A 20,741-nucleotide genomic window follows, 5' to 3' on the forward strand; every position below is an offset into this window, starting at 1 on the left:
CTCTGGCCCTGTGAGATCAGCACATCCGCCTGCCGTAGCTTGGCGACAATCTCCTCAGGCTTCGGGTGCTTTGCCATTCTGTCCGTCCTCCAGGCTCAAAAGCCATACTAAAGGGCGGACCACTTCAATGGGGGCTGACCACGCTCATCTCGCAGGACGGGGCCCATATGCCAGCAGGGCCGGTTCGGGGGATCAGCAGAGCGACCCTGAGCTTTGCAGACATCGTCAAATGTCCTTCGTCTTGAGCCGGGAGACTATCAAATGTCTCTCCTCGCCATGTGCATAGATTTTCGGCATGAAGAGCGATTCTAGACTAAAAAAGCGCCACCCCGTCCCGGAACGGTTGAAACTGCAACATTCCCGGTTTATAGTTTCCGGCATGTAATCTGGAAGTGAAAGTATTTCTCGTGCCGCGACAGCCGCAGTATGAAGAGCATCTGGCCTATGTGATCGCCAGTTTAAATCGGCAGTTGGAAGAGGATCTACAGGAATCATTGCGCCCGGAAGGCATCGCCATCGAGCAGTTCCGAATTCTGAGCGCCCTCAATGCATCCGAGGGGCGCCCCATGGGAGAACTCGCATCGGCCGTCCTGGTCGACCCCGCAACCCTGACGAAGATCGTCGATCGCATGGTAACCGATGCGCTCGTCTATCGCGCTCCCTCGGCGCAGGACCGGCGGCGCGTGCTGATCTTTACGGCTCCCAAGGGGAAAGCCGTTTATAGACGTCTCAAGGGCATCACGCAGAGCCAGCAGAACGGTTTGATCGAGCGTTTGGACAAAGTACAGGCGGCGAACCTGACACAGATGTTGCGTGGCCTGATGCGGCCCTGACTGATCCGCCCGGATTCGGGCGTACCAATGCGGCGCATCGGATTGTTCAGGAGCGGACCTTGCTTTCGTAGGGCTGGCTGAACCGGACGAAGGCGACGGACAGCATCCAGGCGGCGGCGAAAAGCCCGATGATCGCGAAACCGAGGGCCCCGAAATTCTCGTTGACGGCCTCGACCCAGTTCCAGAAGACGCCCTGGAGCGCCAGCTTTTCGTTGACCAGATGGAGCGCCTCGAGCCCCCCGATCAGGAGCGCGACGATCGCGGACGTAAAGGTGATGATCAGGTTGTAGAAGAGCTTGCGGGCGGGTTTGACGTAGGCCCAGCCATAGGCACCGAGCATAAGGATGCCGTCGGTGGTGTCGACGAGGGTCATCGCGGCGGTGAACAGCGTCGGAAACACCAGAATCTGCCAGAGCGAGGAGCCCCGGCCGGCCTCCGCCGCCGACATCCCGAGGAGACTGACTTCGGTGGTGGTATCGAAGCCCAGCGCGAAGAGGAACCCGAGCGGATACATGTGCCAGGAGCGCGAGATCAGCCGGAAGAGCGGGCTGAGCACCCGCGCGAGGATCCCGCCCCCGGGCAGCGTCTTGTCGAATCCGTCAACCTCGCGGTTTCCATCGCGGCGCGCGCGCTGAAAGCTGCGCCATACGTCACCGAGAATCACCAGGTTGAGAAGGCCGATCAGCAGGAGGAAGACGGCGGATACCGTCGTTCCGATCAGGGCTCCGACCTCGCGAACCCCCTCGAAGGAGGCGGCGAGACTCGTCGTCATGAGCGCGATTGCGATGGCCGCCAGAACGACCGTGCTGGAATGCCCCAGCGCGAACCAGAGACCGACCGTCATCGGCCGTTTCCCGTCCTGCATGACCTTGCGGGTGACGTTGTCGATTGCGGCGATATGGTCCGGATCGACCGCGTGGCGGAGGCCAAAGGCGTAGGCGAGGAAGGCGGTCCCCAACGCCGTCGGATTGTCGGAGAACGCGGTGTAGGCCCAGACCCAGGCCGCGAGGTTCGCGCCGATGAGGAGGCCATAGAGGCCGACGATGCGCCGCCGAAGTGACGGCCCCTGGGGATGGATCATGGTTTGGGTCCGAAGGAACGCTCGGGAAATGCGAGGTCGTCGGCCGCCGTCTCGGCCCGCCGAGCCCGCGCGGGTCAGCGCGCGCCGGCGCTGACGGCGATGGGCGCGCGGAGCGGTGCATGGTGATGGTGGTGCGTGCCGGCCGGCGCGCAGAGTGCGTTCGCCAGCAGGATCGGCTGTCCATGCGGTGTATTGAGGTAGGCGCGCCGCCATTCTTCGGCTCGGGCGGCCAATTGATCCTGCGGCGCGATGCCGAGTTGCGTGATCAAAACCTCGAGCGCTTTCACCCATTGCCGGTAATAGGCATCGTTGACGCTCTCGCCGGGCAAAGCAGGCGCGGCTTCAATCTCGGCACTGAAGATGCGTACCCACTCGTCCCATGTGAAGCGGCCATCCTTGTAGAGTTGAACCGTCAGGGAAAAGGCATGTGCCTGCCACGGATGGTCGAAGGTTCGTCCATCGGCCGTCTCGGTCAAGTCGAGCATCGTCGTGCGATCCGCCGTAGTCATGTTGAATGAGATCCTTGTCTCCGAGGGCAGGGGCGATCTGGTTTTCGGGTCGGTGGTCACAGTCGTTCGTGCCGGCGGATTCGCGCATCTGCCAAGCCGCTGACATCGTGAGCAGATAGCGTTCGGACGCCGTCGAGAGACGATGGCACTCCGTCGTCCCGGGGCCGCAACGCTGAACCCGGGATTAAGCACTACGAAGCTTGCAATCCCTTGCGCCGTCGGCGGCTCTGGATTGCACGTCTCCGGCGCGGCCCTTCGGGGCCGGGCTCGCCTGTGGCGCCCCGGGATGACGGGGGTTGGCATAGGCAATCGCCCGACCTGGACGGAGAGCGAACCCGTGCTCGCAATAGGCCGCGCGGCTCCATCGGAGACGGTGTGACACCGTATTTCCACGCGCCCAGATTTCCACGCGCCCAGGACAGGCATTGGACCGCCAACCCCTTCGGCAGGCGGCACTCTACGCCGGTTGGAGATAATCGTCCCACAGATCGATGTTGACGGTATCCTTCGACGAGGCGTCGCCGCCCCAGAGTTCGGCGGCGGTGAAACGGACGCAATAGACGTGCTGCGGATGCTCGCCGAGGCCATGCGCCGCCGTGTCGGGTGTCACGAAGACACCATGGTCCATCATGATCGTTCCGACCTTACCGCGGACATAGCGGGGCAGCCGGGTATGGTTCGCCGGATTGACGTTCTTGGCGAGGACCGTGTCGCCCGGCACGAAGCGTGCAGGAATGTCTTCCGCCACCCGTGCGGATGCGCCGGTCTGAACGAGAAGCGGAACGATATCCTTTGTGACGACGGGCATCAGTGTCCTCCCTTCAGCGCGGCGATCTTCTGATCAAGCTCGTCCCGTGTAACGACACCCTTTTCGAGGAGGAGCGTTTCGATCGAGTGGAGCCAGTGCTCATAGTAGCTGCCGAGCAGGTACTCGGCCGGGTCCATCCGCTCGATGGCATGGCGGAACTCGTCGACATTGTAATGGCCGCCGCCAAATGCACCGATGAAGAGCGCGAAGATGCGGCGCTCCCATTCATGGCTGAAGACCGGTTCCGTCGGTGGTGGGTTGATCGGGCCGTGGCCGTGCATCCCACCGAGATCATGAATGCCGTTCATCTCACGCTCCCGCCTGCTGGTGATTGTCGGGCGCCGATTTGGGGAAGCCGACACCGATCATGGAATCGCGCGTGACCAGTTCGACGAGCTGGTCCTCTTGCCAGCCGTCGGTCCCCGCCGGCCGCTCGGGCAGCACGAGATAGCGAAGCTCGGCGCTGCTATCCCAGACCCGAACTTCCTTTTCCGCGGACAGGGAGATTCCGAACTCCTTCAGGACGCCCCGGGGATCGATGACGACGCGGGAACGATACGGAGCGGACTTGAACCAGGCCGGCGGCAGGCCGAGGGTCGGCCAGGGGTAACAGGAGCACAGGGTGCAGACGATCATGTTGTGAACGTCGGGGGTGTTCTCGACGACGACCATGTCCTCGCCCTGCACTCCGGAAAAGCCGAGCTCCTTGATCGCGGCCGTACCGTCCGAGAGGAGGCGCTGCCTGTAGTCCGGATCGGTCCAGGCCTTGGCGACGACTTTCGCCCCGTTGCGGGGACCGATCTTGGTCTCGTAGAGGTCGATCAATTCATCCAAAGCGCTGGTATCGATCAATCCCTTGTCGGCCAGAACGGATTCGAGTGCTTTCACTCGGAGTTCGATGTCTTCGGGGGGATCGGTGTGATCGTGATCATGAGACATGGTGGTCTGGTCCTACCTCATCCTATTGTTCAAAGAGAATCACAAGAGGCCTCAGATCGTTACCGGACGCGGCACCACGTCCGGGAAACTGGCACCTAGAGGATCTTGAGAAGGCGGATCGTGGCGCGAATGTCTTCGCGGAAGCCATCCATGGCGGCGATATCATGCAGGATCTATCCGAGGATCTAGAAGTCCGGCGTCACGAACTTGGACAGCTCGAAACAGATCTGGTCGGGTTCCGTAGCCGTGCCGGTCAGGACGCCGTTCAGTCTCTGCTGGACGCCCCAATACTTCGAATATCCGACCGCGACGCGCCATGTCTTGTCGGACGGGGAGATGATACGAAAGCCAGGTCTGAAGCTGATAGGTGTTGTCCTGCTCCAGGCGCCCGATGCCGCGGCCGACCGCATCGCTGTTCGTGTCGTACCACATCACGCTGCCGGTGACCTGCAGCAGGATGTCGGGGCTGAGGCCCCGGGCCAAGCTAGCTTGCAGATCGAACTTCCAAAGGTTCTCGCCCAAGTTGAGAGGATCGCCGATCTTATAGCTTCCCACCGGAACGAAGAGATACGGCGTGATGGCGAAGTAAGTGGCCGACTGGGCATTGTTGCCGAACCAGATCGGAGCCGCCAGGATCACGTCCGCCCCGCCGCCGGTCGATTTGAGCGATGCACCACCCAGCTTGCTGTTGACATCCACCGCCATCGCCGGCTCACCGAGCGCCGTCGCGCAGGCCGCGAGGATTGGAATCAACCTGCATTTACAAGCAGAGGCGATGGACATGAGGGGCCCCTTGGAGGTGAAAGAGACGCAGGTGGAAAGGGAGTGATGAGAGGCTGGACGTGGCGTTGTGCAGGTCCGGCTCTGACGCGGCGACGCGGTTAGGCGGCGCGCCAGTCCACGGCCGCTTCGTAGGCAGCGGCGGCCTGGTAGAGCGTGCCTTCGTCGAAAGACTTGCCGACCAGCATGGCGCCCACCGGCAGGCCGTCCACCAGACCGCAGGGGACCGATAGGGCCGGGTGCCCGGTGATGTTGAACGGGGCCGTATTGCCGATCATCTCGAAGGCGCGCCCGATGTAATCGGCCAGCGACACGGTCGCATTGGGTAGGGGTTGCGCCACGATCGGCAGGGTCGGCATCAGCAGCAGATCGAAGCTGCCGAGCGCAGCATCGTAGCCGGCCTTCAGGCGCCGGGCGATGTTCTGCGCTTTCGCGTAATACCGGCCCCGGTAATGATCGATGCCGTACTGGCCCACGAACATGCAGATCTTGAGCGTAGCCGACAAGTCGTCGGCACGCTGGCGCCAGGCGCTATGGGCGTCGATGAGGCCGACATCGTATTGCCCCTTCCAGCTGAAGCCCATGCCGTTGCCGTGCATCATCTGCGCGACGAGCCCTTCACACCCTATGGGCTGCCAGAGGGCGCCGCCCAGGGCATGCTCCGGAACAGAGACCTCCGCGACGCGCGCGCCGAGGCTCTCGAAGCGGGCGGCCGCCTCGCGCACCGTCGCGGCGACCCGCGCATCCATGTTTCCGAGGCCGAACCCTTCCGTGACCAGGCCGATCCGCAATCCGGCGACACCCCGATCCAGTCGGGCGCTGTAGTCCTGGCTGGGATGAACCGATTGGCGCGGATCGAGACCGTCGGGTCCGGCGAGAACCTCGAGAAGGACGGCGTTGTCGCGAACGTTGGCCGTGATCGGCCCGACATGGTCGATGGTCGCCTCGATCGGCATGACGCCCGTATAGGGGACGAGGCCGTGCGTCGGCTTCATGCCGTAAGTGCCGCAGAAGGCGGACGGGATCCGGATCGAGCCGCCTTGGTCGGCGCCGATCGCCAGGTCGACCTCCCCGAGCGCCACCAGCGCCGCACTGCCCGACGACGACCCGCCGGCGGAGTAGCCCTGCCGGTGCGGGTTGTGCACCGGCCCGGGATCGGAGGTATGGCTGCCCCCGGAAAGGCAGAAATGCTCACAGGTAGCCTTGCCGAGGATGGTCGCCCCCGCATCGAGCATGCGCGTGACGATGGTCGCGTCGAAGGCGGGGATATAGCCTTCCAATGTCGAGGAGCCGTTCATCATCGGAACGCCCGCCAGGGACACGTTGTCCTTCAACGCGACGGTCCGGCCGGCGAGCTTTCCGGTCGGCGCCCCCTCCACACGGGTCCGATAATACCAGGCATTGCCGGCATTCTCCTCGGCGGAAGGTCGGTGACCGGGCGTCCGCGCATAGCGGGTCTCGGGGACGAGATCCGGAAGACCATCGATGATGTCGTAGGCATCGAAGCTCGGCTGCATGAGTTCCAAGTAAGAGGAAGCCTGATCCTTGGTCAGGCTCATGCCCAGGCCGGCAGCGATCTTTTCAATGGTCTCAATGGAAGGTCGCGTTACGGTCATTGAAACCATCTTTGTTCAGAAGAGACATGCCGCATGATGCTTCACCGCGCCGCGTGATCGGACTCGGACAAGGAATACCCGTGATCCTTGTGAGGGCATCCTGGCCGCGAAAGCGGCATTCACGCCCTCGGATCGGCAATAATCTGAATGAAGAAACTAGAAAAATCAACTATCTCTCCGGCGATAATTTCAGCACTCGCGTGCCCTATCCATGGGCATTCGGCCCCTCTGTCCGTGTCCGACGTCAGCACCTGTGGGACAGATTGAGGGTCTTCATGAACGGATGATGGCTGGTTCGTCGTAGCCCCTGAGGAGCGAAGATGAAGCGGACATCCGGACCGGCCAAGAAGCCGGTGGAAGCGGTGATCAAGGACATCCGTCGGGCCACACGTCGGCAGTTCTCGTCCGAGGAGAAGATCCGCGTGGTGCTGGAAGGCTTGCGTGGCGAGGACAGCATCGAACTGGCGGTGCGCTTCACTGACGAGCGCCGCTACTTCGTCTCGGAAGCGACCGTCTACCGGCTGCTCAAGGCTCGGGACCTGATCACCAGCCCGGCCGATATCGTCATCAAGGCCGCCGACGAGTTCCGAGACAAGACCACCGCACACAACCAGCTCTGGCAGACGGACTTCACCTACCTGAAGGTCGTTGGCTGGGGCTGGTACTACCTGTCGACCGTATTGGACGAACCGAAGGACCGCGTAGCGACTTCTCACGCGACATCGTGGCCTGGAAGCTGTGCACCACGATGCAGGCCAACCTCACGCCCGCTGACGTCTACTTCGGACGCGGCAAAGGGATCCTGGCTGAGCGGGAACGCATCAAGCGCCAGACCCTGATGGATCGCCGCTTGCGCCACCACGCGCAGGACGTCTCACCTCTTACCCCAGATGGACCAGAGCCTCCGCTCCTGAACACCGCTGAATGTCCCAAATCATCTGACGACGGACAGTTGGTCTGATCTCCTGGGTTTACGGATCTCTTCATGGGGGAAGTCGCTCCGAGGGCTGAGTCACGTCCTCAAACGCACTGGCTATGCTGAGCAGCGCCCCGTCTTGTCCCGGCCTTCCGATGAGCTGCAGCCCCGATGATCGTCCGTCCGGTGCCCATGGGCCTAACGGTAGGCAGATTGTGGGGCATCCGGACAAGGTCGCCGGTACCACCACTTCCATCCAGCGATGATACGTATCCATGGACGTGCCGGCGATGATCGTGGGCCAGGGCGTGGCCTGAGCAAAGGGAAAGACCTGAGCACTCGGCAGGGCCAGCGCATCGAAATCCTCGAAGAGCGCGAGGAAGCGCTGGTAGAGGCGCGTGCGCGTCACCGACGCTCGGTAGAGATCATCGGCCGAAAGGCCGAGGCTGCCCTCGATCTCCCAGATCAGCTCCGGCTTCATTTGCGCGCGTTTGCTCGGATCGTCATAGAGCGGCCGGTAGCGGCTGCCCACCAGGACATGGCGCCAGACCAGCCAGCATGCCCAGATCTCGTCCCTGCTGATCCCGAGACGGGCCTCCTCGATGCAGCATCCCGAGGCTTCGAGGGCGGAGAGGCCCGTCCGGGACAGCGGCAGGATACCGTCTTCCAGGGGAAGCGCACTGACAAAATCGCCGAGCCAGCCGATACGGCCACCCTTCGCTCTGCCCGGCGGCAACTCGGCAGCGAGGCCCGGCTCCGCCAGGGAGAGGGGCGCGCGGGGATCGGGCCCGCTCATCACCGACAGGAGAAGGGCGAGATCGGCGATGGTCCGCGCCATGGGGCCGTCCGTGGCGAGCTGCTGGAGATAGCCGTCCGGACCCGGCAGCGATGGGACCCTGCCCTGGGAAGGCCGGAACCCGAAGATGCCGTTCCAGCCGGCTGGGTTGCGCAGGGAGCCGGCAAAGTCGCTGCCATCGGCCATGGGCACCATGCGCAGGGCGGTTGCGACGGCGGCGCCGCCCGAGCTTCCGCCAGCACTCAGGGCGGAATCATAGGCATTGAGCGTGGTGCCCCAGACGGGGTTGTAGCTATGCGAGCCGAGGCCGAACTCGGAGACGTTCGTCTTGCCGATGAGGATGGCCCCCGCCGCGCGCAGGCGCTCGACGAACAGGGCATCCTCCTTCGGAACATGTTCCGCGAAGATCGGCGAGCCGAACGTGGTGCGAAGCCCGCGCGTCGGCGCCAGATCCTTCACCGCATGGGGTAACCCATGCATCGGCCCGCGCCACAGCCCGCGCCGGAGGTCGGCATCAGCCGCGTCCGCCTCGGCGAGAAGGTCGTCCCGATCACGCAGGGACACGATGGCGTTCACTCGCCCGTTCACCAGCACGATGCGATCGAGATGGGCCTCCATCACCTCCCGACAGGAGATGTGGCGGTCGTGGATGGCCGCCATCATCTGCGTCGCGTCGAGGCCGACGATCCCGCCCTGCGGCAGGCTCGGCATCGGAGAAATCCCGCTCATCCCATCACTCCCGGATTGGCGCATGGCTTGCCAGAACGCCGAATACAGGATGGAATTGCATACATGATGCGTGCCGGAGGCCGAGAATACTGTCCGAAGACGCTCCGATGGAACCCGCGTTGATGGCGGCTGCAATGTACCGGGAAGACGCCGCCTTCTCCATCGAAGGGTTGACGGCGCCCGCCGAGATCCGCCTCGACCGATGGGGCGTCGCCCATATCCGGGCGGCCTCGCAGGACGACGCCTTCCTCGTCCAGGGCTTCAATGCGGGCCGCGACCGCCTCTGGCAGCTCGATCTGTGGCGTAAGCGGGGATTGGGCCTGCTCGCTGCAGATTTCGGCCCGGGCTACCTGGCCCAGGATCGGGCCGCGCGGCTGTTCCTGTATCGCGGGGACATGGAGGCCGAATGGGCGGCCTATGGCCATCCCCGCACCAGGGCCGTCGTCGAGGCCTTCGTCCGCGGGCTCAACGCGTTCATTGCCCTGACCCGTGACCGGGACGATCTGCTGCCTCCGGAATTCGCTTCCCTAGGCACGCGGCCCGCGTTTTGGGACGCGGAAGACGTGGTGCGGATCCGCAGCCATGCCCTCGTCCGCAACGTCGCCTCGGAGGTCGCCCGCGCCCGTGTCCTCGCACGCTCCGGCCTCGCGCCGGACGCCTTACGCAAGGCACTGAGCCCAGCCCACGACCCCGTGATTCCGGAAGGTCTGGCGCCCGAGCGTCTGCCCGAAGACCTGCTCACAATCTTCCGTCTCGCCACCGCGCCGGTGAGTTTCGATCCGGCCCGCCTCGCCGCCCATCGCGCCGAGGGTTGGGCATGGAGCGAGGTCGATGCCTTCGGCACCGTCCACCGCGCGGGTCGCCAACCTGCCGTGGCGCCGACGGAGGCCAGTGAAGGCTCGAACAACTGGGCGGTCTCGGGTGCGCGCACCGCCACCGGTCGTCCGATCCTGGCGAGCGATCCGCATCGGGCCTACCAGCTTCCCTCCCTGCGCTACGTCGTTCACCTCACCGCGCCGGGGCTCGACGTGATCGGAGCCGGAGAACCGGCGCTGCCGGGCATCTCCATCGGCCATAACGGCATAGCCGCCTTCAGCCTCACCATCGCGCCGATCGATCAGGAAGACCTGTTCGTCTACAAGACGCATCCAGACGATCCCGGCCTCTATCGCTATGGCGCGGGCTGGGAGGCCATGGCGCGGATCGTCGAGCGCATCCCCGTGCGCGACGGCTCCGACGAGGAGGTCACCCTCACCTTCACCCGTCACGGGCCTGTGATCTGCGAGGATGCGGTCGGACACCAGGCCTTCGCCGTGCGGACGGTCTGGTCCGAGCCCGGGACAGCCGCCTATCTCGGCAGTCTCGCCTATCTCGGCGCCAGCACGGTGACGGAGTTTCGCGAGGCGTTGCGTGATTGGTCGGCACCCTCCACCAACCAAGTCTATGCCGATACCGGTGGCACCATTGCATGGTTCATGGCCGGCAAGACGCCTGTGCGCTCGAACTGGGACGGGCTGCTCCCGGTCCCCGGTGACGGGCGTTACGAATGGGCCGGTTTCCACGATCCGTTCGTGCTGCCCCACCACGTGGACCCGGAATGCGGCTTCGTCTTCAGCGCGAACGAGATGAACCTGCCGGCGGATTATCCGGCCGAGACGCGCAAGCTGGGCTTCGAGTGGCTGGAGCCTTGGCGGGCTCGGCGCATCCGGTCCGTCCTCGAGGACGATGCCCGGCATACGCTCGATGCCTCCGCCCGCCTGCAGGCCGACGTCTTCTCGGAACCCGCCCTCCGCCTCGGCCGGCTCGTGGCCGCCCTGCCCCCGGGCGACGATGCGGCGTCCCGCGCCGCCATCCGCCTGCTCCTCGGCTTCGACGGTTACCTCCATGCGGGAAGCGCCGCCGCCTGCCTCATCGAGATCCTCTGGGTCCGGCACCTTCGCCCGGCCCTCGTCACCGCCCTGGCGCCCGAGCCGGCCGATGCCGACCTGTTCCGGCCCGGCGACACGGAGACCCTGCTCGACGCCCTCGACCATGGTCACCCCAACCTCGACGACGCCACGCGGACGGCCCTCGTCACCCGCGCCCTGGCCTCGGCTTGGCGCGATTGCGAGGCACGGTTCGGCACCGATCCCGCCGGATGGGAATGGGGCCTCTTCCATCATGGGTTCTTCCGGCATCCCCTCTCCGGCATCGGTGGTACGGCCAGCGAGAATGTCGGTCCGCTGCCTGTCGGCGGTTCGTCCGCCTCCGTGATGCATGCGGATTACCGCGCCATGGACGGCGCCCTCACCACGGGCGCTTCGTTCCGCATGGTCGTCGATGTCGGCGACTGGGATGCCAGTCTGTTCGTGAACGCGCCGGGCCAGTCGGGCCGCTCCGACAGCCGCCATTACGCCGACCATGCCGTGTCCTGGGCGGCGGGCGAGACCGTGCCCCTGCTCTATTCGCGCGAGGCCGTGGACGCGGCCACCGAGACCGTCATCACGCTTCGACCCAGCCAGCCCATTCGACCCGGCCAGGAGTTGCCGCGCACGTGAAGATCTTCATAGCCGGCCTCGCCACCGAGACGAACACCTTCGCTCCCATTCCCACGGGCAGGGCCGCCTTCCTCGCCGACTACGCCCGCCGCGATGGGAGCCTCGGCCCGCCGAGCCTGAGCAATATCGGCCTCAAGGCCTGGCGCGAGATGGCCGAGAGCGACGGGCACACGGTGGTCGAAAGCCTGTCCACCTTCGCCCAGCCCGGCGGCATCACCCTCCGAGCGGTCTACGAAGACTTGCGTGACACGCTGCTGTCCGACCTCGAAGCGGCGCTGCCGGTGGATGCGGTGTTGCTGTTCATGCACGGTGCCATGGTCGCGCAAGGCTATGACGATTGCGAGGGCGATACCCTGGAGCGGGTCCGCGCCCTGGTCGGGCCCAAAGTGGCGGTCGGGGTCGAACTCGACCTCCATTGCCATCTCACCGAGACGATCCGCCGGGCCGCCGACGTCGTCGTGATCTACAAGGAATACCCGCATACCGACATCGTGGCGCGGGCGCGCGACCTCTATCCCCTCGTGATCGGCACGGCCACGGGGACGATCCGCCCGGTCATGGCGATCCAGGATTGCCGCATGGTCAATATGTGGCGCACCACGGCGGAGCCGGTGGCCGGGTTCGTACGGCGAATGGAGGCGCTGGAGGGCCGGGACGGCATCCTGTCCGTCTCGTTCGGACACGGTTTTCCATGGGGAGACGTCGCCGAAGTCGGCGCCCGGATGCTCGTGGTGGCCGACGGCGATACGGCCAAGGCCGCGTCCCTCGCCCGAACCCTCGCGGCGGAGGTCTGGGCGATGCGAGAAGGGGCCGCCACGAAGGTCGACACGGTCGACGCCGCCCTCGACGCGGCGCTGGCCTCCAGCGATCCGCGCCCGATGGTGCTCGCCGACATCGCGGACAATGCCGGGGCGGGCGCTCCCTCCGATAACACCGCCATCCTGGCCCGGATGGTCGAGCGGGGCGTCCGCGACGCCGTTACCGGCCTGTACTGGGATCCAGGTGCGGTGGGCTTCTGCCACGAGGCTGGGATCGGCGCCACGTTCGATCTGCGCATCGCCGGCAAATGCGGTGTCACCTCCGGTGATCCCCTGGACCTGCGCATCACCGTGCGCGGGCTCTCCGAATCTCATAGCCAGGGGGGCCTCAGCGGCGGGCGCGCGCAGCTCGGTCCCTGCGCCTGGATCGAGGCGGACGGCATTCATATCGTTCTGGCCACGCAGCGCCAGCAGCCCTTCGCCCCGGACGCCTATACCGGCCTCGGCCTCACCCTCGACGACAAGCGCATCGTCGTGGTGAAATCGATGCAGCACTTCCACGCGGCCTTCGCCCCCATCGCCAGCGAAATTCGCTACGTCGCCGCCCCCGGTGCGGTTCCCCCGGATTACGGAGCGATTCCCTACACCAAGCGCGACCCGGCCTACTGGCCCCGCATCGCCGACCCGTTCGCACAGGAGTGATCGATGGCTCTCGATGATTTCGCTCTGAAAGACCTTCCGTTCGACCTCGACGGCCTGCTCGCGGGCCTTCGCCCCTGGATCGAGTGCGAGAGCCCGACCCACGACAGGGCGGCGGTGAACCGGATGATGGGCGTCGCCGCCCGTGACCTCGCCATGGCAGGCGCGGCGGTGGAGACGATTTCCGGGCGCATGGGCTTCGGCGATTGCGTCCGCGCCCGCTTTCCGCATCCGCGCCGGGACGAGCCGGGCATCCTCGTGCTCGGCCATCTCGACACGGTCCATCCCATCGGCACCCTGGCCGCCCTCCCCTGGCGGGTGGAGGGGGAACGCTGCTACGGCCCCGGCATCCTCGACATGAAGGGGGGTAACTTCATCGCCCTCGAAGCGGTGAAGGCTTTGCGCAAAGCTGCCATCGAGACGCCGCTCCCGGTCACTTTCCTGCTCACGAGCGACGAAGAGGTCGGCAGCCCATCGACCCGCGATCTCATCGAGGCGGAAGCGTCCCGGCACCGCTACGTCCTGGTGCCGGAGCCCGGCCAGCCGGGGGACGGGGTGCTCACGGGGCGCTATGCCATCGCCCGGTTCGATCTCACCGCCACCGGACGTCCGAGCCATGCGGGAGCACGTCTCGGGGACGGCCGCTCGGCCATCCGGGCCATGGCGCAGCAGATCATCGGCATCGAGGCGATGTCGGATGCCGATTGCACCTTCAGCGTCGGCATCGTCCAGGGCGGGCAATGGGTGAACTGCGTCGCCACCACCTGCCGGGCCGAGGTGCTGAGCATGGCCAAGCGGCAGGGCGATCTCGACCGCGGCGTCGAGCGGATGCTCGCCCTGTCCGGAGAGGCGGACGGCGTCGCGTTCGCGGTGTCGCGCGGTGTCACCCGCCCGGTCTGGGAGCCCGATGCCGGCACCATGGCGCTCTACGAGACCGCCCGAACGATCGCCGTCGGCCTCGGCTCGGCACTCCCGCATGAGAGCTTCGGCGGCGGCTCCGACGGCAATTTCACCGGCAATCTCGGCATCCCGACCCTCGACGGTCTCGGCCCCTGCGGCGCCGGCTACCATACCCTCGACGAGCATGTGCTGACCGCCTCCCTGCCGCATCGCGCCAGGCTGCTGGCGGGCCTGATGGCGAGGCTCGACGAACGGTAACGGCCTGCATCCTGCATACACTTCGTCACGAGAGCCGCATCGCGGCGTGGGAGAGGAATTCCATGGACAAGGCGTTCAGGACGGGTTTCCGGGCGGCGCTGGCCCTCGCTGCGATGGCGGCCGGAGCCGTCACGAGTGAGGCGATGGCGCAGGCCAAGCCCGTCACCATCCGCGCCGTGATGCATTCGGGCCTGCGGATCACCGACCCAATCATCACCACCGCCTACATCGCCCGCAATCACGGCTACATGATCTACGACACGTTGTTCGCCACCGATGCGAACTTCAAGGTCCAGCCCCAGATGGTGAAGGATTACAGCGTCAGCGACGACACCCTGACCTACACCTTCACCTTGCGCGACGGGCTGAAGTTCCACGACGGCACCCCGGTGACGTCGGCCGATTGCATCGCCTCGCTGCAACGCTGGGGCAAGCGCGACAGCATGGGCCAGAAGCTCATGGCCTACACCGCCTCCCTCGATGCGGTGGACGACAAGACCTTCACCCTCAAGCTGAAACAGCCCTACGGCTTGGTTCTCACCTCCCTGGGCAAGCCGTCCTCGAATGTGCCGTTCATCATGCCCAGGCGCATCGCCGAAACACCGGCGGACAAGAACGTGCCGGAGGAAATCGGCTCCGGCCCGTTTCGCTTCGTCAAGGCCGAGTTTCAGCCCGGTTTGAAGGTCGTCTATGAGAAGAACCCGGACTACGTGCCGCGCAGCGAGGCGCCGAGCTGGACCTCGGGCGCGAAGGTGGTGAAGGTCGACCGCGTCGAGTGGCTCAATATTCCCGACTACCAGACCGCCGTGAACGCGCTCATCAACGGAGAGATCGATTACATCGAGCAGCCGCCGCATGACTTCCTGCCGATCCTGAAGGCGGGGGCCGGTGTGCAGATCATCAACTACAATACGCTCGGCGTCTCCGGAATGCTTCGGATGAACTGGGTCAACCCGCCCTTCGACAACGAGAAGATCCGCCAAGCCGTGTTGCTGGCCGTCAACCAGCAGGATTACCTCGACGCCCAGATCGGCGACCCGGATTACATGGTGCCGTGTCTCGCGATGTTCGTCTGCAACACGCCCAACGCCACCGATGCCGGCGCGCCTAAGACCGACCTCGCCCGCGCCAAGCAACTGCTGAAGGAAGGGGGCTATGACGGGAAGCCCATCGTCGTGATGCAGCCGACGGACCTCGCCATCGCCGCGCCGCTGGGGCCGGTGACGGCGCAGGCGCTGCGCAAGATCGGCATGAATGTCGACCTGCAATCGATGGATTGGCAGACCCTGGTGGGACGCCGCGCCAAGCAGGACCCGGTGGACCAGGGCGGCTGGAACATATTCCACACCACCTGGGTCAACGCGGACATGCTGAACCCGGTGAGCAATGTCGGCGTCAACGCGCGCGGCCGCAACGGCGGCTTCTTCGGTTGGGCGGAGGATGCCGAGATCGAGAAGATGCGCGACGCCTACGCCCTGGAGATCGATCCGGCCAAGCAGGTCGCCATCGCCAAGGCGGTCCAGGAGCGGGCCTACGCGGTCGGCATGTACTACCCGACCGGCCAGTTCATCAGTCCGCTGGCGGCCGGTCCCAAGCTCAAGGGCATCCTCGAAGCCCCCGCGCCGGTGTTCTGGAACATCGAGAAGAAGTGACGTTCGTACGGCCTCTCCTCCCCCGCGGAGGGGGAGGAAGGGAACCGCATCTCGATCCGAGAACCCGGAGATCTGAATGGGTCGCTTTCTCGCCGGACGCCTCGCCGCCACGCTTCCCGTCATGGGCGTGGTGGCGGTCATCGTGTTCCTGCTGCTGCGGCTGGCCCCGGGTGATCCCGCGGCCATTCTCGCGGGGGACGCCGCGAGCCCCGAACAGATCGCCGCGATCCGGACTCGGCTCGGCCTCGACCAGCCGATCCTGACCCAGTTCCTGTCCTGGGTCGGCCGTCTGCTTCAGGGGGATCTCGGCTCGTCGATCATATCGAACCAGCCCGTCTTAAAGCTCATCCTGGAGCGGATCGAGCCGACGCTGGCGCTGGCCACCACCACCATCGTCTTCGCCGTCCTCGTGGCAGTCCCCCTCGGGGTGCTGGCGGCCTGGTGGCACGGTACCTGGGTCGACCGGGCGGTGATGGCGATCTCGGTGCTCGGCTTCTCGGTGCCGGTCTTCGTCCTAGGGTATCTCCTCATCTTCGGCTTCGCCATGCAGCTGCGGCTCCTGCCGGTGCAGGGCTATGTCAGCATCACGGACGGCGTCTGGCCGTTCCTGTCGCGGCTGATCCTGCCGACGCTCACCCTCTCGGTGATCTACGTCGCGCTCATCGCCCGCACGACCCGCTCGAGCGTACTGGAGGTTCTGGGCGAGGATTACATCCGCACCGCCCGCGCCAAGGGAATCGGGGAGACACAGGTGCTGTGGCGCCATGCCCTGCGCAACGCGGCGGTGCCGGTGATCTCGGTGATCGGACTGGGCATCGCGCTCCTCATCAGCGGCGTCGTCGTCACCGAAAGCGTGTTCAACCTGCCCGGCCTCGGCCGACTCACCGTCGATGCCGTGCTGGCGCACGATTACCCCGTGATCCAGGGCGTGATCCTGCTCTTCTCCGCCCTCTACGTCGTGGTCAATCTCGCCATCGACCTGTCCTACCTGATGTTCGATCCGAGGATACGCTATTGAGCGGTGAGGATCGGACGATGCCCTCCCCCATTCCCTCCCCCCTGGCCTCACGGCTCGCGACGCTGCCGCCGGTCCTGCGCCATCCGGGCGTTCTCTTCGGGCTCGCAGTCCTGCTGGTCGTCGGGTTCGCGGCGCTCGCGGCGCCTTTCCTGTGGACCGGCGACCCGATCCTGCTGCGGCCTCGGCTGCGGCTCAAACCGCCTTCGAGCACGGCCTGGCTCGGCACCGATGCCTACGGGCGGGATGTCTGGAGCCGGGTCGTCTACGGTGCCCGGGTCTCGCTCGCCATCGGTTTTTCGGTGGCCACGGCTGCCGTACTCATCGGTCTCGTGATCGGTCTCGTCGCCGGCTATCTGCGCCGGCTCGACGCGGTGGTGATGCGGATCATGGATGGGCTCATGGCGATTCCCTCGATCCTGCTCGCCATCGCCATGGTGACCCTGTCGGGAGCCGGGATCGGCACGGTGATCGTCGCCATCGCCATTCCGGAAATACCGCGCGTGGCCCGTCTGGTGCGCAGCGTTGTGCTGTCGGTACGCTCGGAGCCCTATGTCGAGGCCGCCATCGGTGCCGGCACTCGCCTGCCGATGCTGCTGATCCGCCACGTCCTGCCCAACACCATCGCGCCGCTGATCGTCCAGGGCACCTATGTCTGCGCCTCGGCGATCCTCACCGAAGCGATCCTGAGCTTCCTCGGCGCCGGTATCCCCACCGAGATCCCGAGCTGGGGCAACATCATGGCCGAGGGCCGTCAAGCCTTTCAGATCGCGCCCTGGGTGATCCTGTTCCCGGGCCTCTGCGTCGCCGCCACGGTGCTCGCCGTGAACATCATCGGCGACGGCCTGCGCGACGCCCTCGACCCGCGCACCGCCCGGCGCGTGGGAGCCTTGCGATGAGGGATATGTTGCGATGACGGGAGCCTCGGCGAGCCTGGAACCCGTCCTGTCCATCACCGGCCTCACCGTTCCGCTGCCGCGGGGCGCCGATCGGGCCAACGCCATCGAGGGCCTGTCGCTCAGCGTGGGTCCGAACGAGATCGTCTGCGTCGTCGGTGAATCCGGCTCTGGCAAATCCGTCACCGCGAGCGCGGTGATGGGGCTTCTGCCGCCGAACCTCGCACCGTCCGCCGGGCAGATCCTGTTGCAGGGCGAGGATGTGCTGAAGGTCGGCCCCGCGCGCCTCCGCGCCCTGCGCGGAAGCCGCATGGCGATGGTGTTCCAGGAGCCGATGACGGCCCTGAACCCGGTGCTGAAGGTCGGCGACCAGATCGCCGAGATGCTGGAAGCCCATTCCGGCCGGGGCGGTCGAGAGGCACGGCGTCGCCGCGTCCTCGACCTTCTCGGCGATGTCCACCTTCCCGATCCGCCGAGCCTGGCGAAGGCCTACCCGCACCAACTCTCCGGTGGCCAGCGCCAGCGGGTGATGATCGCCATGGCGCTCGCCAACGACCCGGCCCTGATCATCGCCGACGAGCCGACCACCGCGCTCGACGTCACCACCCAGGCTCAGATCCTCAAGCTGCTCAAGGAACTCCAAGCCCGCCGCAATGCCGGCATCCTGTTCATCACCCACGATTTCGGTGTCGTCTCCCAGATCGCCGACCGGGTGGTGGTCATGCAGAAGGGACGTCTCGTGGAAGAGGGCAGCGTCGATGACGTGCTCACACGGCCGCGCGACCCCTATACCCGCATGCTCATCGCGGCGGTTCCCCGGGCGGAACCGCCGCCTCCCCGGCCGCGCTCGCAGCCTTCGGCGCCCATCCTCGCCGTGCGTGACCTCACCAAGACCTATGGCGGGCGCGGCCTCTTCGGGGGCGGCCGCGCGGTGACGGCCCTGGACGGCGTCAGTCTCGCGCTGCAACCGGGCGAAACCCTCGGCATCGTTGGGGAATCGGGCTCGGGCAAATCGACCCTGGCGCGCTGCGTCGCCCGCTTCGTCGATCCGACCGCCGGTCACATCCGCATCGGTGGCGACGACATCGCCCTGTTGCCGACGCGGGAACTTCGCCCCTATCGGCGGCGCGTCCAGATGGTGTTCCAGGATCCCTACCGCTCGCTCAACCCACGCCGGACGGTTGGGCAGTCGATCATCGAGGGGCCGATGAATTACGGTCTGTCGAAAGAGGCGGCCTTGGCGCGCGCGACGCGCCTCCTCGATCTCGTCCATCTCGATGCCAGCGCCCTCGACCGCTACCCGCACGAATTCTCCGGCGGCCAGCGCCAGCGCATCGCCATCGCGCGGGCGCTGGCCATGGAGCCCGATGTGCTCATCGCGGACGAAGCCGTGTCGGCCCTGGACGTCTCGGTGCAGCGCCAGGTGCTGGAATTGCTGGAGGACATCCGCGAGCGTCTCAACCTCTCGATCCTGTTCATCACACACGACCTGCGCGTGGCCGCACGCCTTTGCGACCGCCTCGTGGTCATGCTCGGCGGACGGATCGTCGAGGAAGGGGCGACTGCCGCACTCTTCGCCAACCCGCGCCATGCCTATACGCAGGCACTGTTTGCAGCGGCTCCCAAGCTCCGTTTTGCGCAAGCGTGATCAGGCGTGTCCCTCGTGCAAATCCAGCGGCGCCATCACGGCGCAGACGAAGGTTGCCAAGGTTTCAACGATGAAGTTTGCTTCGCCGTTTCCGGATTGGCACCAAATGGCCTCAACGGCGTGGTTCGGTCGGCAACTGCCGGTCCGCTCCGTGACTGGCTTGAGTGGAGGGCAGTCAGGCCGCTTTCTATAGGCGATGCGACAACACCGGACGTCCACTCGGAATGGTATCGTCGGCTACGTCGCGCACCGCTTTATCGTCACATGCAGCCGCTGCCTTTCCGTCGACTTTGAACAAGCATCATCAAGGCATCGATCTGTACCCAATGAGCTCGTCGGCTTGCTTCAATGGATCTGCCGCGAGATGGGCATACCGTGCTGTCGTGGATGCTCGGGTATGCCCGCGGAGGCCGCCAATAAGCGGCAGGCCAATCCCTCCTTCCGCGCCTAAGGATGCAAACGAGTACCGAAGATCGTGTAGAGGTACATCTTCAAGCTCCGCGAGGGCGCGGAAATGTCTCCACGGCTGCTCCGAATTGACCGGATGCGCGCCTTCCTTTTGGCCTGCGATGACAAACGCATTCCCTGAGGACCGGGGAATGGCGTGAAAGACCCGTAGGGCGGGCCCATTCAGTTGAATGGATTGCGCACCTGTCTTGCTATCCGGCAGATTGAGACAAGAGCGTTCCTCGTCGACATAGCTCCAGCGCAACGTCAAGATTTCAGACAGTCGCACACCCGTTCAGATCAGAAGACAAATGGCTCCCGTCACATACGGTGAGGCAGTCTGGCCCAGCTCAAGTTCACTGAACGTGGCGCCGAGCCGTCCTAACTCGGCGTGGCTGAGGTAGCGCCGCCAAACGTTCAATGCCGGTGCACGGGTTGCGCTCTCCACGGCGGCGAGCACGCTCCTGAGGTCGCGTCTCATCGATGGTGGCCCATGCCGCCGGCTCGAGGCGAGAGCAGCGCCGGGGAAGTTCCGCCGCGCCTCGCGCCTGACCATGCCCGCGGACTGACGGAGCACCGTCCCGGGGCCGGGCAACGAACTCCGCGATCCTCATGCAATCCTTATAAAACCGGTGTCGCTTCCGTCTCGAACCCTAATGCGGTTCGCGTCCACATTGGTCCCGGGCGAGACCGGTCATGCACCGGCCCCCGAAACCAAACGGACCGACCATGCTCGACATCGTCTTCATCGCGACGGGGCTCGCCTTCTTCGGCCTGGCCGCCGGATACGCCGTCCTCTGCGAACGCCTCTGAGGTCCCCCCATGACCCTCGACCTGACGCTTGGCGCCCTCGTGACCCTGGGGCTGCTCGGATACCTCACCTACGCCCTCGTCCGCCCCGAGCGGTTCTGAAGGAACATCTCC

At 65.6% G+C, this 20,741-nt stretch carries 18 protein-coding genes and 1 pseudogene; 10 read left to right on the top strand and 9 right to left on the bottom strand.

What is annotated here, in order from left to right:
- The first annotated feature begins 392 nt into the window (after positions 1-392).
- Complete coding sequence (locus tag MKK51_RS04990) at positions 393-833, top strand: MarR family winged helix-turn-helix transcriptional regulator (RefSeq protein ID WP_243975373.1); 441 nt, start codon at positions 393-395, stop codon at positions 831-833.
- A 46-nt stretch (positions 834-879) separates the two neighbouring features.
- On the opposite strand, the gene MKK51_RS04995 is transcribed toward MKK51_RS04990, so the two are convergent.
- The 7 genes from MKK51_RS04995 to MKK51_RS05020 all read right to left on the bottom strand — a co-directional run bounded on the left by MKK51_RS04995 (position 880) and on the right by MKK51_RS05020 (position 6,566).
- On the bottom strand, positions 880-1,914 hold the full coding sequence (locus tag MKK51_RS04995) for a HoxN/HupN/NixA family nickel/cobalt transporter (RefSeq protein WP_243975374.1): 1,035 nt from the start codon (positions 1,912-1,914) through the stop codon (positions 880-882).
- A 74-nt stretch (positions 1,915-1,988) separates the two neighbouring features.
- Complete coding sequence (locus MKK51_RS05000) at positions 1,989-2,399, bottom strand: nitrile hydratase accessory protein (protein ID WP_243975376.1); 411 nt, start codon at positions 2,397-2,399, stop codon at positions 1,989-1,991.
- Between the two features lie 481 nt (positions 2,400-2,880).
- On the bottom strand, positions 2,881-3,231 hold the full coding sequence (locus MKK51_RS27130; RefSeq protein ID WP_279600986.1) for an SH3-like domain-containing protein: 351 nt from the start codon (positions 3,229-3,231) through the stop codon (positions 2,881-2,883).
- Entirely contained in the window at positions 3,231-3,539 is a 309-nt protein-coding gene (locus MKK51_RS27135) for an SH3-like domain-containing protein (RefSeq protein WP_279600987.1), read from the bottom strand. Before MKK51_RS27135 ends, MKK51_RS27130 begins: the two co-directional genes overlap by 1 nt.
- Position 3,540: 1 nt before the next feature.
- Positions 3,541-4,170, bottom strand: a complete 630-nt coding sequence (gene nthA / locus MKK51_RS05010) for a nitrile hydratase subunit alpha (protein WP_243975377.1) — start codon at positions 4,168-4,170, stop codon at positions 3,541-3,543.
- Between the two features lie 162 nt (positions 4,171-4,332).
- A complete protein-coding gene (locus MKK51_RS05015; protein WP_243975379.1) occupies positions 4,333-4,953 on the bottom strand; it encodes a transporter in 621 nt (206 codons plus the stop codon).
- 98 nt (positions 4,954-5,051) lie between these two features.
- The gene (locus MKK51_RS05020; protein WP_243975381.1) at positions 5,052-6,566 is read right to left on the bottom strand and encodes an amidase; all 1,515 of its coding nucleotides are present in this window, start codon (positions 6,564-6,566) and stop codon (positions 5,052-5,054) included.
- Between the two features lie 320 nt (positions 6,567-6,886).
- Here MKK51_RS05020 and MKK51_RS05025 point away from each other — a divergent pair.
- Positions 6,887-7,434 (top strand): annotated as a pseudogene (locus MKK51_RS05025) (DDE-type integrase/transposase/recombinase); the annotation flags it as partial.
- Positions 7,435-7,549: 115 nt separating this feature from the next.
- On the opposite strand, the gene MKK51_RS05030 reads toward MKK51_RS05025, so the two are convergent.
- Positions 7,550-9,007, bottom strand: coding sequence for an amidase (locus MKK51_RS05030; RefSeq protein WP_243975382.1), 1,458 nt, complete (start codon positions 9,005-9,007; stop codon positions 7,550-7,552).
- Positions 9,008-9,129: 122 nt separating this feature from the next.
- Here MKK51_RS05030 and MKK51_RS05035 point away from each other — a divergent pair, with 122 nt between their 5' ends.
- From MKK51_RS05035 to MKK51_RS05065, 7 genes are all read left to right on the top strand, one after another.
- On the top strand, positions 9,130-11,544 hold the full coding sequence (locus MKK51_RS05035; protein ID WP_243975383.1) for a penicillin acylase family protein: 2,415 nt from the start codon (positions 9,130-9,132) through the stop codon (positions 11,542-11,544).
- Complete coding sequence (locus MKK51_RS05040) at positions 11,541-13,004, top strand: M81 family metallopeptidase (RefSeq protein ID WP_243975384.1); 1,464 nt, start codon at positions 11,541-11,543, stop codon at positions 13,002-13,004. The genes MKK51_RS05035 and MKK51_RS05040 overlap by 4 nt, the downstream gene beginning before the upstream one ends.
- A gap of 3 nt (positions 13,005-13,007) precedes the next feature.
- Positions 13,008-14,159 carry a M20/M25/M40 family metallo-hydrolase gene (locus tag MKK51_RS05045; RefSeq protein ID WP_243975385.1) on the top strand — a complete coding sequence of 384 codons (1,152 nt, stop codon included), beginning with the start codon at positions 13,008-13,010 and terminating at the stop codon, positions 14,157-14,159.
- Positions 14,160-14,221: 62 nt separating this feature from the next.
- Positions 14,222-15,811, top strand: a complete 1,590-nt coding sequence (locus MKK51_RS05050) for an ABC transporter substrate-binding protein (protein WP_243975386.1) — start codon at positions 14,222-14,224, stop codon at positions 15,809-15,811.
- 76 nt (positions 15,812-15,887) lie between these two features.
- Positions 15,888-16,829: an ABC transporter permease gene (locus tag MKK51_RS05055; RefSeq protein WP_243975387.1), complete on the top strand. Its 942-nt coding sequence runs from the start codon at positions 15,888-15,890 to the stop codon at positions 16,827-16,829.
- A gap of 17 nt (positions 16,830-16,846) precedes the next feature.
- Positions 16,847-17,725, top strand: a complete 879-nt coding sequence (locus tag MKK51_RS05060) for an ABC transporter permease (protein ID WP_243975389.1) — start codon at positions 16,847-16,849, stop codon at positions 17,723-17,725.
- 13 nt (positions 17,726-17,738) lie between these two features.
- Positions 17,739-19,370 carry an ABC transporter ATP-binding protein gene (locus MKK51_RS05065; RefSeq protein ID WP_243975391.1) on the top strand — a complete coding sequence of 544 codons (1,632 nt, stop codon included), beginning with the start codon at positions 17,739-17,741 and terminating at the stop codon, positions 19,368-19,370.
- 304 nt (positions 19,371-19,674) lie between these two features.
- Here MKK51_RS05065 and MKK51_RS27520 read toward each other — a convergent pair whose 3' ends face one another.
- Positions 19,675-20,106, bottom strand: a complete 432-nt coding sequence (locus MKK51_RS27520; protein WP_409565621.1) for a tyrosine-type recombinase/integrase — start codon at positions 20,104-20,106, stop codon at positions 19,675-19,677.
- 533 nt (positions 20,107-20,639) lie between these two features.
- On the opposite strand from MKK51_RS27520, the gene MKK51_RS05070 reads away from it, so the two are divergent.
- The gene (locus MKK51_RS05070; RefSeq protein ID WP_036267122.1) at positions 20,640-20,729 is read left to right on the top strand and encodes a K(+)-transporting ATPase subunit F; all 90 of its coding nucleotides are present in this window, start codon (positions 20,640-20,642) and stop codon (positions 20,727-20,729) included.
- Positions 20,730-20,741 lie beyond the last annotated feature (12 nt).

The organism is Methylobacterium sp. E-045, assembly GCF_022829685.1.
GTDB lineage: Bacteria > Pseudomonadota > Alphaproteobacteria > Rhizobiales > Beijerinckiaceae > Methylobacterium.